Origin of the sequence: Sphingobacterium bovistauri (genome assembly GCF_020295405.1) — a bacterium.
GTDB lineage: Bacteria > Bacteroidota > Bacteroidia > Sphingobacteriales > Sphingobacteriaceae > Sphingobacterium > Sphingobacterium bovistauri.
In genome coordinates, this window is sequence record NZ_JADEYP010000023.1 from 40,390 (window position 1) to 53,525 (window position 13,136).

Consider the following 13,136-nt stretch of genomic DNA (forward strand, 5'->3'; position numbering starts at 1 on the left):
TTATTTTTGGCATCATTATTGTTAAGTATTGTTAAATTTAGAAAACAATTAAAAATTTTATAACCTTAAACAAAAAGAGTATGAACTATTCTACAATTAAAAAAACAGCTGTTGCCGCTTCTCTAGTAGCCGCTTTAGGTTACGCTGATGTAGCTCAAGCACAAACTCCTACTGTATTCGGTGGCCGTTCTCAATACAGAACTTGGTCAATCGGTTTACAAGGCGGTATCACTACACCTAACGTATTAGTTGGTGGCACGAATAACTTTGGTCAAAAAGTTGGTTATTTCCAAAACAAAGTTGGTGAGTACTACGGATTAACTGTACGTAAACAATTTTCTCACTTATTCGGTTTAGAATTAGAAGGTAACCGTGGTTCGATCAAAACTTACAACCATGAGTTAGCGACTCCAAGAGCTGAAACAGCTAATGGCGCTATCGCAGCTAAAACTGATGTTAATTGGGCAGCAAGCTTAAATGGTGTATTCCAATTAGGTACTATCGATTTCTTAAGAAGAGAAAACGCAGTTAACTTCTACGCTAAAGTAGGTTTAGGTGTTTTAGCAAACAATCCTGTTCAATACAACAACGAAGACTTCAATGGCACTCCAGTTTATAACAATGAAGGCAAATGGGGTTCTGAAGTTTTTGGTGACCGTGAACCAACAGGTGATAGAGACAACAAATTAGCAGCTTATGTTCCTGTAGGTGTAGGTGTTAAGTTCAAATTATCTGAGGTTGTTGCTTTAAACTTAGGTTACACAATGAACTTCACTGATGACAATTTATTGTACGGACCAGGTCGTTCAGATGTTAAAGGTAAATTCTCTAACGTATATGGTGGTTTAGAATTCACTTTAGGTTCTCGCGATAAAGAAAACTTAACTTTCGCTAATCCAGTTGCTACATTATATGATGAGTTGAAAGACCCTTCATTACGTAATGAAGTTGAAGCGTTAAAACAACGTGTTTCTTCTTTAGAAGGTACTGTTGATCAGTTAGGTAAAGATTCTGACGGTGACGGTGTTTCTGATAAATTTGACAAATGTCCTAACACTCCTGCTGGTACAGTAGTTGATGGTTCTGGATGTCCTATCAAATTCCCTGAAGCTCCTAAACAACAAGCAACAACTGGTGCTTACTTTGCTCCTATCGCTTTTGAATTTGATAGCTCAGTATTGAAAACTGAATCTTACTCTACTTTAGATAAATTAGCTAAAGAATTACGTGATTCAAACGGATCTGTTACTTTAGATGGTTATGCTTCAGCAGAAGGTACTGAAGAGTACAACAATAACTTATCAAAAGATCGTGCTAATGCAGTAAAACAATACTTAGTTAACGCTGGTGTTGCTGCATCAAGCATCAATGCTAATGGTTACGGTGAAGCTAATCCTATCGCTTCTAACGCTACTGAAGAAGGTCGTGTTCAAAACCGTCGTGTTGAAATCAAAAAATAATTATAATTTATAATTATAATCAACATATAAAAGCCGCCACAATTATGTGGCGGCTTTTTTGTATTTAACCTTTTGAAATACAATGCATTCCAAAACGCATGCACACATGTTGAAAATAAATTGCATGCACATGATACAAAAAAATGTATTTTTAACTATATTGAGTAGGATATGGAAGAGGAATTTGATTTTGGATCAGCAGAAGAACAAAGAGAATTTGTTAATCGTTTCGAAGAAATGATTCGAAATGAAGATCAATATTTCTTTGATTCAAGCACATTTGAAAGCATCATAGATTATTATTCTGAGAAGAATGAATCTATTAAGGCATTGCAAGTTCTTGAATTTGCGACTAGTCAGCATCCCTATGAGGCTACTTTCTACACTAAAAAAGCACAAATTCTTACTCATATGCGCCAGTTTTCACTGGCCTTAGAAGCTATTGAGAAGGCGATTTCTTTAGAGCCTTCGGATTCTGACACGTTATTAGTTAAAGCTTCTTTATATTCTGCGCAAGGATTGTTGGAAGAGTCTGAGGAACTATTAAATCAAGCACTCGAGAATGCTGAAAATAAAGCTGAAATCTACCATCAATTGGGTACAATCTGCGAATACCAAGGTGACTTTAAAAAAGCTAAAGATTTTTTGAAGAAATCTTTAGAAATGCATCCTGATAATCCAGATGCGCTTATGGAGATTAATATGTGTTTCGATGTCTTAGATGAGAATGAAGAGGGGTTGCAATTTTTCTCTCACCTCATTGATGAAGACCCATACTCTTATAACTGCTGGTACTACTACGGAAACTCATATCACAAATTAAGTAGATTCGAAGAAGCAATAGATGCATATGACTATGCAATCTTAATCAATGAAACTTTTTCATCAGCGTACTTTAACAAAGGAAACGCTTTAGTAAATTTAGACAGATACGCTGAAGCTATTGAGATCTATAAACAAACCTTTGAATACGAACCACCTAGCGCTGACACGTATTGTGCAATGGGTGAATGTTACGAAAAATTAGAGCTGATGGATACAGCTCGCGATTACTACAAAAAAGCAGTCAAATTAGATAACAATATGGCTGACGCTTGGTTTGGTATTGGGGTAACATTAGATTTTGAAGAACGCTATTTTGAATCATTGCATTTTTACAAAAAAGCACTAGAACTGGATGATGAAAATCCAGACTTTTGGTTTGCTATCGCTGACGCACGTTACAAACTAGGACAAATTGAAGAGTCAGAGGCAGCATACTATAAAGTGGTAGAACTCAACCCTACAGATATTGAAGCGTGGTTAGATTTTTCATCCATCTACTTTGAACAAAAGCAATTAGATCAAGCTATAGAAACAATTTCGGAGGCTATTAAAATCAATACTGATGCACCTGAGTTATACTATAGGCTTGTCGCTTATTTATTTGCAAATGGACAATATACCGAGGCCTTAAATTTTCTTGAATTAGCTTTAGCTTTTGGTCCAGAAAAGCATCATATTCTATTTGATTATTTACCACAACTAGAGGGTAATCAGATAATTTTGGAAATTATAAAGAAGTACACTGATCATAATGATTAAATTAGGGTTAATCGGCTATCCTTTGGGGCACTCGTTTTCTAAAAATTATTATTTAGGAAAATTCGAAAGAGAGAATATCAAGAATATTCATTACGATTTTTATGCAATAGAAGATGTTGCAGACTTTCCCAATCTGTATACAAACGACCAATCCTTCAGAGGATTTAATGTCACAATACCACACAAACAAGCCGTTATACCATACCTGGACGAACTGTCAGAGGAAGCCGCTAAAATGAAAGCTGTTAATTGTATAACTATCTCAAAAAAAAATGGTAAAACAGTTTTGAAAGGATATAATACAGACGCCTTTGGTTTTCAAAAGTCCCTAGAACCACTTTTGCAATCCCACCACAAACAAGCATTAGTCTTAGGTAATGGTGGAGCAGCTAAAGCTGTTTTCTTTTCATTAGATCAATTAGATATAGCTTATAAAATTGTAAGTCGTAATAAAACCACTGGCGACATTACCTACGATCAACTTACACCAGAAATACTTACTGAACATCATATTATAATTAACTGCTCTCCTGTTGGGACATTTCCCAATATTGACACGTGCCCAGACATTCCGTATGATGCCATTACAGCAGATCACCTGCTTTATGATTTGATATACAACCCAGAAGAGACACTCTTCTTAAAAAAGGGCAAAGAAAAAGGAGCACAAATAAAAAATGGTTATGAAATGCTAATTTTGCAAGCAGAGCAAAATTGGAAAATTTGGGAAAGTAATTTTTAGTAATGCTCAGATTCCTAGGTTATATATTCGTTTTCATAGCATTATTGAGTTGCAGCAATGAAGATTATAGTCCAAAACCTAGAGGATATCATCGTATTATTTTCCCCGCAAAAGAATACATTCATTATAAGGATGAAAAGTATCCATACAGCTTTGAAGTTCCGAAATATAGCCGTCTTGTAGATGAAAACAACTCACAACCTTATTGGAAAAATTTAGATTTCCCACATTTTAACGCACGTCTTCACCTAAGTTACTTTAATATCACTAAACAAGCCACTTTGCAAGCTTTAACAGAAGACGCAAGGTCTTTTGCTTTTAAGCATACACCAAAGGCTTCAGCTATAGATCAACAGGCTATTAAATACCCCCATAATAATGTCTATGGTCTAATCTATAATATTCAAGGAAATACGGCTTCCAACTTTCAATTCTACGCAACCGATAATAATAAACATTATATACGTGGAGCTTTATATTTTAACGAAAAACCAAACCTAGACTCTATCCAACCAGTTTTAGATTTTATTAAATCTGATATTCAACATTTAATTACTACTATTAGATGGAAATAAATAGTTAAATTTGATTCATGTTAACTATTGAGACACTCACATTTAATCCTTACCAAGAAAACACCTACCTACTTATTGATGGTGAAAAGAATTGTATTGTTATTGACCCTGGAATGCATAATTCACAAGAACAATCATACTTCAAAGATTATATTGAGAAAAATAACCTAAATCCTACCATTTTATTAAACACACACTGCCATATAGACCATGTACTTGGCAATCATTTCCTTTTTGAAAATTGGGAACTAAAGCCAAATTTCCATGAAGATGAAGTTCCCGTATTGGTCTCTGTAGAAAATTACGCTCCTCAAATGGGTTTTCGTTACGAAACCTCACCTATTCCGAATACGTTCCTTCAAGACAATGAAATAATAGAATTTGGCGGTCATCAGATACAATCCATTTTAGCACCGGGACATTCTCCTGGCCACTTATGCTATTACATCGCAGACTTGCACATATTAATCGGAGGTGATGTCCTATTTCGCAACAGTATTGGTCGCACAGACCTTCCAGGAGGAGATCATCAAACACTTTTAAATAGTATTAAATCAAGAATTTATGTTCTTCCTGATGATGTTGAAGTATTTCCAGGTCATGGACCGTCAACTTCAATTGGTTTCGAAAAACAAACAAATCCATTCGTAAGAGGATGAAAAAATTAAGTGTTCCATTATTTTTTGCACTTAGATATCTTTTTTCAAAGAAATCTGTGAATGCAATAAATATTATTTCAATAATCAGTATTGTAGGCATCTTTGTCAGTACCGCTGCTTTGGTTATTGTTCTATCATTTTATAATGGAATGGAAAAATTCATCCTATCAATGAATAGTACCTTTTCTCCAGATTTAAGGATAGAAGCATCCAAAGGAAAAACATTCATTCCAGATCAAGTATTTTTTGAAGATCTATCAAAAAATACTTTAGTAAAAAATTATTCAGAAACATTAGAAGATAAAGTCCTGATCCAATATGATGGCAAACAGATTGTCGGTCAAATGAAGGGCTTGACTCAAGCTAGCCTCGATAAACAATCAAAAGATCATATACTTCATATTGGAAATTTCAAAATTAAATCTGACTCGACAAATTACACCTTAATAGGCCCTCAGATTCAAACCAATTTACAGGTTCCGATTTCCGAATTCGACAACGTAATTGATCTATATTTCCCTCGCAAAGAGTCTTCTGTTAACAATTTAAATCCTTTAGAAGACTTTAATATTCGACAGATATCTGTTAATGGAGTTTTGACTTTTGAGCCAGAATTTCAAAATTTAATAATGGTTCCTTTGGACTTTGCACGAGATATATTAGGAGAAGATCGAGCAATTTCAGCTGTAGAATTATTCTTAAATAATCCACTAGAATCTCATCAATTACAAAAAGAAATACAAAATAAACTAGGTGAAGACTTCAACGTAAAAAATAGAGAGCAGCAAAATCCAACACTTTATAAAACCATTAAGTCCGAAAAGTGGATAGTTTTCTTTATTCTCACGTTTATAGGTATAATTGCGATTTTTAATATTATTGGCTCACTGACAATGCTAGTCATTGACAAAAAAGAAGACATGAAAATTCTTCAACATTTAGGAGCTAACAAATCTGTAATCGAAAAAATATTCTTTTACGAAGGTATTATGATTACATTAATAGGTAGTACAATTGGAATTATTATAGGTTATATATTTTGCTATTTGCAAGATACCTACGGTTTGATTCGTACAAATAATGTTAATGGTGGATTTATTGATGTATACCCTGTGGATGTTAGACTGCAGGACTTCGTATTGGTGTTTATGACTATTTCAATCCTGTCTATTATTGTATCTTATTTTTCTTCAAAACTTAGTGTTAAGGAGTTAGGTACTATAACTGCTTTGAAAAATGATGAATAGAATAATGCTAATATTTTAATTTTTCACGGCTATAATCTCCTTTCTTGATAGAGTTTATCAATTGATACCAATTAAAAGGATTTAAGAACGGATTATTCATGCGCTGATTAATATTTTTATTTTGCATGTAATGATGTCTCTGCAAGGAATTAAAAGTTTGAATTTCCTCCGCGCTCCTAGGCACAACACGAGCTAAAGCAGCTAACGCGTCTGGACTCAAATTTCTACGTGCTGTAGCAATCGGATCATCTCCTCCCAACGCCATAAATTCTGAAAGATAATCTTCGTAACTAGCCCAAGGAAAAGGTGTCACAGCAGGAAGCTCAATTATCTGTGCTAACATTTTAATTGATGCTGTATGCCTATCAGATTCGACATCAGGAATAGTGTAAGTAACTGGATTAAAACCAACGCTAGTAAATTCAATTTCATCCCCTACGTGAGCAACAAAAGAGAAATAGCCTTCATTATTCGAAATGAAGGATTGATTGTTGAAAGAAGTATTTTTGATTGTTACAAAACCAACAGGAAGATCAGATCCTGTTGAAGTTATTAATCCACTAAATTGAAGAATCTTCTTGCTTTGTGCAAAAACAATATTCATTGTGAGCAATAAAGCTCCAACAAACACAAAAAGATATTTAGAAGATTTTTTATACATTTTAACAAAAATAAAATTTAAGTCTACTCGATGCTGTTAAAATGTGTTAATCAATAAACAACATTTTTGTTACAATGCTTGTCCAGGCAAAGTAGCATTTGGGTCGTTCATGTCAGTTATATTGATTGCCTCAACAGCCACAATCTCAGGCACAGCCTTTTTAATTGCTTGCTCTAGACCTGCTTTAAAAGTCATTATACTCATAGAACAACTCGCACAAGCTCCCAACAATTTCAACCGTACAACCTTGTCTTCCGTAATCTCTTCTATGCTAACATTTCCGCCATCGGTCTGCAAATAAGGACGAATCGTCTCCAATGCCTGTTCTACTCTTTCGCGTAAGCTCATTTTTATGTTACTTAATAATCTGTAAATATAATGAAATTTATTCCCATCTAAAATCAATGCTGTATTAATAGCAAAATAATGACATTAAGAATAAATGGTTAAAGTTTGTTAAAGACAGTGTGGAATGTATATTAGTAACTTAAAAATCAAGTAAATTGCGGTTTAAAATTTAATTGAATATTATTTTTAATTGACGTATCTTTGTAAAATGTTTTTGAATAGACGTACACCTGTAATTTTGGCTTTATGCATAGCTACATTGTTTTTTGTAGGCTGTAAGAGTAAGTTTGAAAAGCTTCGAAACAGCAACAATATAACAATGAAATATCAAGAAGCGGTAAAGCTATATGAAAAAGGCAAATATTCCAAAGCACTCATATTGTTTGATGATTTGGCGGGCAAATACCGTGGTAGAGCTGAGGCTGAGGATTTATTTTACCTTATTGCCAATGCAAACTATAAGCTAAGAGACTATACATCCGCACGTTTTCATTTCAAAAACTTTGCGAATACTTACCCTAACAGCCCTAGATCTGAAGAATGTAGGTATATGGCTGCTTATTGTTATTATATAGAATCTCCTAGGTCAAATTTAGATCAAGAAAATACACGTAAAGCCATTGATGAATTACAATTATTTGTCAATTACTATCCTGAATCAGAAAGAGCTGCCAAAGCAGGTGAACTGATTCAAGACCTTCGTGTAAAATTAGAGAAAAAAGCATTCGACAACGCTAAGCTTTACTATAACATGGGGCTTTCCGATGATTATCGTGCTGCTGTGATAGCCTTAGAGAATGTCTTGAGACAGTATCCGGACACCAAATTTGCTGAAGAAATTGAATTTTTAATGCTAAAATCACAATATCTTTTTGCGGACAATAGTCGTGTTTTTCGTCAGGAAGAGCGATTTAATGACGCTATAGATTACTACAATAGCTTTAATGAACATTTTCCAAACAGCAAGTTCAAATCAGACGCCGATGCTCTGAAAAGAAGTGCGGATAAAAAGATATTAGCTGCTATTCGTCTTGTAAATGATTACAATAAAGAGATAGAAGAGAGAAATAAAGAATTGGGTATAGAAACCAAAAAAGAGGAAGAAAATACAAGCAATTCTACAAAATAAAAGAAATTAATATAATATTGAGTTAATATGAGTCAAGCAAAAAACAACGCCATCCCAAATTCTACAGTAACTCGTGATTTGAGAGAATTGGACAAAGCTACTGACAATCTTTACGAGTCAATCGTGATTATTAGTAAAAGAGCAAACCAAATTGGTGTAGAAATAAAAGAAGAGCTAAACGGAAAATTAGCTGAATTTGCAAGCAACAATGACAACTTAGAAGAAGTTTTCGAAAATCGTGAGCAAATTGAAATTTCTAAACACTACGAGCGTTTACCAAAGCCATCTTTGGTCGCTATTGACGAATTTTTGAAAGACAAAGTGTATTTCAGAAATCCTTCTAAAGAACAAGAATAATTAATAAGAAGCAATGTCTTCTCTAAAAGACAAAAATATTGTGCTAGGTGTATGCGGCAGTATAGCCGCATACAAAATAGCTTCTTTAATTCGACTCCTTATTAAAGAAGACGCTGCTGTACAAGTCATTATGACTCCAGAGGCGACACAATTTATCACTCCACTTACCTTATCTACATTATCCAAAAAGCCTGTATTGGTAGATTATTACGACTCTAAAACCGGAGAGTGGAATAATCATGTTCATTTAGGGCTAAACGCTGACCTGATGTTAATAGCTCCTGCATCTGCTAATACTTTGGCTAAGATGGCAAATGGATTTTGTGATAATTTATTAATGGCAACATATCTTTCCGCAAAATGTCCTGTTTACTTTGCTCCAGCAATGGATTTAGATATGTGGAAGCACCCAGCTACACAAAAAAATTTATCACTCTTATCGAGTTACGGAAATATCATCATTCCTCCAGGTAATGGAGAATTAGCTAGTGGATTAGTAGGAGAAGGAAGGCTTGCTGAGCCTGAGCAAATTTTAGATTTTCTTCAGCATAATACAGAGACATTAAAGCCTTTATTAGGCAAAAAGGCCTTGGTAACAGCTGGTCCAACTTATGAGGCAATCGACCCTGTTAGGTTTATCGGCAATCATTCTTCTGGTAAGATGGGTTATGCCATAGCCGAAGAGCTCAATAACCTAGGTGCAAAAGTAACTCTAGTTAGTGGACCTACTTCTCTGCAAGCTTCTGAAGCAATCAATACTATTGGTGTAAAATCGGCACAACAAATGTTTGAAGCTTGTGACTCTCACTTTGATAATGCAGACATCATTGTAATGAGCGCAGCAGTAGCAGATTATACACCGAAAGAACCTGCTAACGAGAAAATCAAAAAGAAAGCTGAAGATTTTACGATAGAGCTTAAAAAGACTACGGATATACTTGGCACACTTGGCCAACGTAAATCCTCATCTCAAACTTTAGTGGGTTTTGCTCTAGAGACCAATAATGAATTGGCTCATGCCCAAGACAAACTTGAACGTAAAAATGCTGATTTCATTGTCTTAAATTCGATGCAAGATAGTGGAGCTGGTTTTGGTACTGACACGAATAAAGTTACGATCCTTTCACGTAAATCAGCCGCAAAAAATTACGACCTGAAGTCTAAACTAGAGGTCGCAAAAGATATTTGTAAGATTGTTGTTGAACACCAACAAAGTTTATAAATTCCAAATCCTTACCTCTTTCGGGCAATAATTATTAATTCTATTATCCATCGCCTTTATCCATCCTAAGTTAACATCCTTATACCTCACGACTACCCACCCCCTCAAATTCGAAGAATTAATAGCAGTTGACATATTTTCCTTACGTAGATAGTTTTGAGCTTGATCCAATTCTAAATCCAAATGCTGTAAATCCTTTCTTACCAGATTACTTAAAGCCAAATCATGACTTGGAATCAGATCCTTACCCTTTAATTCACCAATCTCTGTACCTGCATTTTTTAAATAAAGGACACTCTGCAATGCAAGAAAATCGACTTCGTACATTTTAGGAAATATATGCAAGAAATTACTGTGTGTAAATGAATAATGATTTTCTGTATTAATCCAATCTTGAGCAAGATCCTGTGGTGCTGTATTCTTCTCTCTTTTAACTCTCTTCATGGAGAAAGTATCTTGATCTGCCTTCTTACGTAGAATACTAAGAAAAAAACCTTCTCCTTTTAATATATGTGGATAAAAGCGAAATCCAACGGCATCGTTTTTTTCAGATTCAGTAACCGTTATTCCCCAACTATCATCTATTGACAAAGAAACGCTTTCCATCCCAAAATCATCGATCAACCAGTCGACTATATCTTCGTTTTCTTCCTTAGAATAAGAACATGTTGAATACAATAAATAGCCTCCTGTTTTTAAAGCAGACAAACTCTGACTTAAAATTCGTTGTTGACGTTCACGACATAACTTTACATTAGCTAATGACCATTCATCAATTGCAGAATGATCTTTATGAAACATTCCAGAACCTGAACAAGGAGCGTCTACCACCATTAAATCAAAAAAGCCTGGTAATCGTGAAAAAGCAGATGGATCATTATTGGAAATGACCACATTAGAATTTCCCCAACGCACCAAATTTTGAGTCAGTATATTCACCCGCGTTTTAATAATTTCATTTGCAACAAGTAAACTGTCCTTATGCAAAGTGGAATTTAATAGGGTAGACTTCCCTCCCGGAGCAGCACACAAATCTAACGCCCTAATAGGAGTTAAATTCAATTTCAACTCACGTAAGACATGATCAATAAACATAGAACTAGCTTCCTGCGAATAATAACAACCGCTATGAAATAACGGATCTAACGTAAACACAGGTCTTTCTTTTAAATAATAACCATTAATACACCAAGGTATTTCCCTTTCTATATTATAGTCATTGATATTTATATTTTTCGATGGGTTAAAACGTATTGATGTAGTCCTTTCCTCAACATCATGTACTGCAACAAATGCTTCATAATCGAAAGAAGGGTTACCTTTTAAGGAATTAATTAAATCATTAGGAAGTCTATTACTCATAGTCAAAAGTAAAAAATCGAAAGTAAAAACCGAAATACTATACAATTGCATTATCTTTGAATAGCATGAAAAATTTTAAGAAATATTACATCATCACTGCTGAGCCAGAAGATATATATAAAGCCATCACTACGGAAATAACCACCCAATTGTGGACCGGAGACACGGCAGAAGTTAATCCAATTGTAGGAGGAGAATTTTCATTGTGGGATGGTGGAATAACAGGTAAATTCCTTGAGTTGGAGCCATATAAAAAGATCGTACAACAGTGGTATTTTGGTGATCAAGAAGAACAATCAATTGTAACAATAAAACTTCATGAACACAAAAAAGGCACTTCATTTGAAGTGAATCATATTAATATTCCTGATGAAGCATATGATGATATTGTAGACGGTTGGGACAATGAATATGCGGGTAGCTTGATTGATTTCTATACTGAAGAATAAAAAATGCCATGAATATTCATGGCATTTTTTATTCAACATAGTCTTAAACTTACATCGAAGTTTTAACTCCTGTTACATAAACCTCTCCAAGTCCAATAATATTTTCCCAATTATCAGAGTTTGTATCACTTCCAATAGTAGATGAGGTTATCTCTGCTTTAATGCCTTTAAATGTGGCGCCATCATAACTATTTTGAGGTACATCTACGACTAGCATTTTTACATGATCTGGGTCAATTTCATCCCTACGAACCATCTTACTTACAGCATCGCCAATAGTAGTTATTAACACCTCAGTACCATCACTTTTGATACCATATACTTTAAGCTGGCTTGGCCAAACGGCCCAATCCTTCGGCGCCTTAAACACGAAAGACAACTTCTGAACAAGTATATTATCATACGGACCAGCAGGAGATCTATTTACCGTATTATATTGTGAATCTCCGTCATTTGAGTTTGCTCTCTTCTGCGTAAATGTAAAATATACTGTTCGAATACGTCTGTCAGAATTAAGTTTAGTGACACCATTAATTGATACAGCGTTTAACTTTGCCGTACCATGCAGATCTTCATTTCTGGTATAATCACCATCAAAGGCTTCTCCAACATTCCACCACCCCGCATCATTATAAGGCGCATCATAAAAGATAGTCCATTTACGTTTATCCTCCACAGGAAATTCGACTCCTTGAACTTTAAATGCATACGACTTACTACCTTCTAAACCTGTAGATTTATCCACCAAGCTAATCACCAAATCCTGTTGACCATTATCCAAAATAGGGATAAATTGCTCTCCTTGTGCTCCGGAGATATTCACAGATTGGTTTATTAAAGAATTTTTAATGGACATAGTCATATCTTTTAATAAAATGTTAGACCATCTCAAACGTATATAACGACCAAATTGTGTAACCTGAGCTTCATTTAATAATTGCCTTGCATATAAATCTTTATTAATAGATTTAATCATAGCTACCCTAGATTTATTCCCATCAGCATCGAATGCTTGAACATTGAACGTGTATTCACCATATTCCTTCACAGAAAAAGCAAAATCAGACTTTAACTCTGTAAACTCCATGGATTTTAACTCCCCTGTATTCTTTTCCGTATATGTAATCAATACTTTTTTGACTTTATCACTTAAAACAGGCCATTTTATGGTATAACCATAATCGTATTCAGGAACAAATTGCACGTCAATAGGTTTTGCAATTAAATCAATAACACCCACTTCGTTCACATCCCCAGATACGGGAATCATCAATTCAGCTTCTCTACAATTGACTAAAAGTAGACCGAAAAAAAACAATATAATATTAAACTTATTCATTG

The 13,136-nt window shown here is 34.5% G+C and carries 14 protein-coding genes; 10 read left to right on the forward strand and 4 right to left on the reverse strand.

What is annotated here, in order from left to right:
* Positions 1 to 80: 80 nt before the first annotated feature.
* The 6 genes from IPZ78_RS12145 to IPZ78_RS12170 all read left to right on the forward strand — a co-directional run bounded on the left by IPZ78_RS12145 (position 81) and on the right by IPZ78_RS12170 (position 6,267).
* The gene (locus IPZ78_RS12145) at positions 81 to 1,460 is read left to right on the forward strand and encodes an OmpA family protein (protein ID WP_225554081.1); all 1,380 of its coding nucleotides are present in this window, start codon (positions 81 to 83) and stop codon (positions 1,458 to 1,460) included.
* Between the two features lie 171 nt (positions 1,461 to 1,631).
* On the forward strand, positions 1,632 to 3,044 hold the full coding sequence (locus tag IPZ78_RS12150) for a tetratricopeptide repeat protein (RefSeq protein WP_225554083.1): 1,413 nt from the start codon (positions 1,632 to 1,634) through the stop codon (positions 3,042 to 3,044).
* On the forward strand, positions 3,037 to 3,786 hold the full coding sequence (locus IPZ78_RS12155) for a shikimate dehydrogenase family protein (protein ID WP_225554085.1): 750 nt from the start codon (positions 3,037 to 3,039) through the stop codon (positions 3,784 to 3,786). Before IPZ78_RS12150 ends, IPZ78_RS12155 begins: the two co-directional genes overlap by 8 nt.
* A gap of 2 nt (positions 3,787 to 3,788) precedes the next feature.
* On the forward strand, positions 3,789 to 4,361 hold the full coding sequence (gene gldD / locus IPZ78_RS12160) for a gliding motility lipoprotein GldD (RefSeq protein ID WP_225554087.1): 573 nt from the start codon (positions 3,789 to 3,791) through the stop codon (positions 4,359 to 4,361).
* Between the two features lie 17 nt (positions 4,362 to 4,378).
* Entirely contained in the window at positions 4,379 to 5,020 is a 642-nt protein-coding gene (locus tag IPZ78_RS12165) for an MBL fold metallo-hydrolase (RefSeq protein ID WP_225554090.1), read from the forward strand.
* The gene (locus tag IPZ78_RS12170) at positions 5,017 to 6,267 is read left to right on the forward strand and encodes an FtsX-like permease family protein (RefSeq protein ID WP_225554092.1); all 1,251 of its coding nucleotides are present in this window, start codon (positions 5,017 to 5,019) and stop codon (positions 6,265 to 6,267) included. Before IPZ78_RS12165 ends, IPZ78_RS12170 begins: the two co-directional genes overlap by 4 nt.
* A 7-nt stretch (positions 6,268 to 6,274) precedes the next feature.
* Here IPZ78_RS12170 and IPZ78_RS12175 read toward each other — a convergent pair whose 3' ends face one another.
* Positions 6,275 to 6,871, reverse strand: a complete 597-nt coding sequence (locus IPZ78_RS12175; protein ID WP_225554094.1) for a hypothetical protein — start codon at positions 6,869 to 6,871, stop codon at positions 6,275 to 6,277.
* 126 nt (positions 6,872 to 6,997) lie between these two features.
* Positions 6,998 to 7,276 carry a NifU family protein gene (locus IPZ78_RS12180; protein ID WP_225554096.1) on the reverse strand — a complete coding sequence of 93 codons (279 nt, stop codon included), beginning with the start codon at positions 7,274 to 7,276 and terminating at the stop codon, positions 6,998 to 7,000.
* Between the two features lie 208 nt (positions 7,277 to 7,484).
* Between IPZ78_RS12180 and IPZ78_RS12185 the strand changes: the two genes are divergently transcribed.
* From IPZ78_RS12185 to coaBC, 3 genes are read left to right on the forward strand one after another with little or no spacing between them, the layout of a single operon-like run.
* On the forward strand, positions 7,485 to 8,405 hold the full coding sequence (locus IPZ78_RS12185) for an outer membrane protein assembly factor BamD (RefSeq protein ID WP_225554098.1): 921 nt from the start codon (positions 7,485 to 7,487) through the stop codon (positions 8,403 to 8,405).
* A gap of 27 nt (positions 8,406 to 8,432) precedes the next feature.
* Positions 8,433 to 8,762 carry a DNA-directed RNA polymerase subunit omega gene (locus IPZ78_RS12190; RefSeq protein ID WP_225554100.1) on the forward strand — a complete coding sequence of 110 codons (330 nt, stop codon included), beginning with the start codon at positions 8,433 to 8,435 and terminating at the stop codon, positions 8,760 to 8,762.
* Between the two features lie 13 nt (positions 8,763 to 8,775).
* Positions 8,776 to 9,984 (forward strand): bifunctional phosphopantothenoylcysteine decarboxylase/phosphopantothenate--cysteine ligase CoaBC, encoded by a 1,209-nt coding sequence (gene coaBC, locus IPZ78_RS12195; RefSeq protein ID WP_225554102.1) that lies wholly within the window; start codon positions 8,776 to 8,778, stop codon positions 9,982 to 9,984.
* On the opposite strand, the gene IPZ78_RS12200 is transcribed toward coaBC, so the two are convergent.
* Positions 9,979 to 11,346, reverse strand: coding sequence for a methyltransferase RsmF C-terminal domain-like protein (locus IPZ78_RS12200; protein ID WP_225554104.1), 1,368 nt, complete (start codon positions 11,344 to 11,346; stop codon positions 9,979 to 9,981). The genes coaBC and IPZ78_RS12200 overlap by 6 nt on opposite strands.
* Before the next feature lie 65 nt (positions 11,347 to 11,411).
* Between IPZ78_RS12200 and IPZ78_RS12205 the strand changes: the two genes are divergently transcribed.
* Complete coding sequence (locus tag IPZ78_RS12205; protein WP_225554106.1) at positions 11,412 to 11,795, forward strand: SRPBCC domain-containing protein; 384 nt, start codon at positions 11,412 to 11,414, stop codon at positions 11,793 to 11,795.
* 49 nt (positions 11,796 to 11,844) lie between these two features.
* Here IPZ78_RS12205 and IPZ78_RS12210 read toward each other — a convergent pair whose 3' ends face one another.
* Positions 11,845 to 13,134 (reverse strand): hypothetical protein, encoded by a 1,290-nt coding sequence (locus IPZ78_RS12210; RefSeq protein ID WP_225554108.1) that lies wholly within the window; start codon positions 13,132 to 13,134, stop codon positions 11,845 to 11,847.
* Between the last annotated feature and the right edge of the window lie 2 nt (positions 13,135 to 13,136).

Excerpts from the sequence above, each read along its gene's own strand:
- IPZ78_RS12145 (WP_225554081.1), top strand. The coding sequence starts at position 81 with ATGAACTATTCTACAATTAAAAAAACAGCTGTTGCCGCTTCTCTAGTA.
- IPZ78_RS12150 (WP_225554083.1), top strand. The coding sequence starts at position 1,632 with ATGGAAGAGGAATTTGATTTTGGATCAGCAGAAGAACAAAGAGAATTT.
- IPZ78_RS12155 (WP_225554085.1), top strand. The coding sequence starts at position 3,037 with ATGATTAAATTAGGGTTAATCGGCTATCCTTTGGGGCACTCGTTTTCT.
- gldD (WP_225554087.1), top strand. The coding sequence starts at position 3,789 with ATGCTCAGATTCCTAGGTTATATATTCGTTTTCATAGCATTATTGAGT.
- IPZ78_RS12165 (WP_225554090.1), top strand. The coding sequence starts at position 4,379 with ATGTTAACTATTGAGACACTCACATTTAATCCTTACCAAGAAAACACC.
- IPZ78_RS12170 (WP_225554092.1), top strand. The coding sequence starts at position 5,017 with ATGAAAAAATTAAGTGTTCCATTATTTTTTGCACTTAGATATCTTTTT.
- IPZ78_RS12175 (WP_225554094.1), bottom strand. The coding sequence starts at position 6,871 with ATGAATATTGTTTTTGCACAAAGCAAGAAGATTCTTCAATTTAGTGGA.
- IPZ78_RS12180 (WP_225554096.1), bottom strand. The coding sequence starts at position 7,276 with ATGAGCTTACGCGAAAGAGTAGAACAGGCATTGGAGACGATTCGTCCT.
- IPZ78_RS12185 (WP_225554098.1), top strand. The coding sequence starts at position 7,485 with ATGTTTTTGAATAGACGTACACCTGTAATTTTGGCTTTATGCATAGCT.
- IPZ78_RS12190 (WP_225554100.1), top strand. The coding sequence starts at position 8,433 with ATGAGTCAAGCAAAAAACAACGCCATCCCAAATTCTACAGTAACTCGT.
- coaBC (WP_225554102.1), top strand. The coding sequence starts at position 8,776 with ATGTCTTCTCTAAAAGACAAAAATATTGTGCTAGGTGTATGCGGCAGT.
- IPZ78_RS12200 (WP_225554104.1), bottom strand. The coding sequence starts at position 11,346 with ATGAGTAATAGACTTCCTAATGATTTAATTAATTCCTTAAAAGGTAAC.
- IPZ78_RS12205 (WP_225554106.1), top strand. The coding sequence starts at position 11,412 with ATGAAAAATTTTAAGAAATATTACATCATCACTGCTGAGCCAGAAGAT.
- IPZ78_RS12210 (WP_225554108.1), bottom strand. The coding sequence starts at position 13,134 with ATGAATAAGTTTAATATTATATTGTTTTTTTTCGGTCTACTTTTAGTC.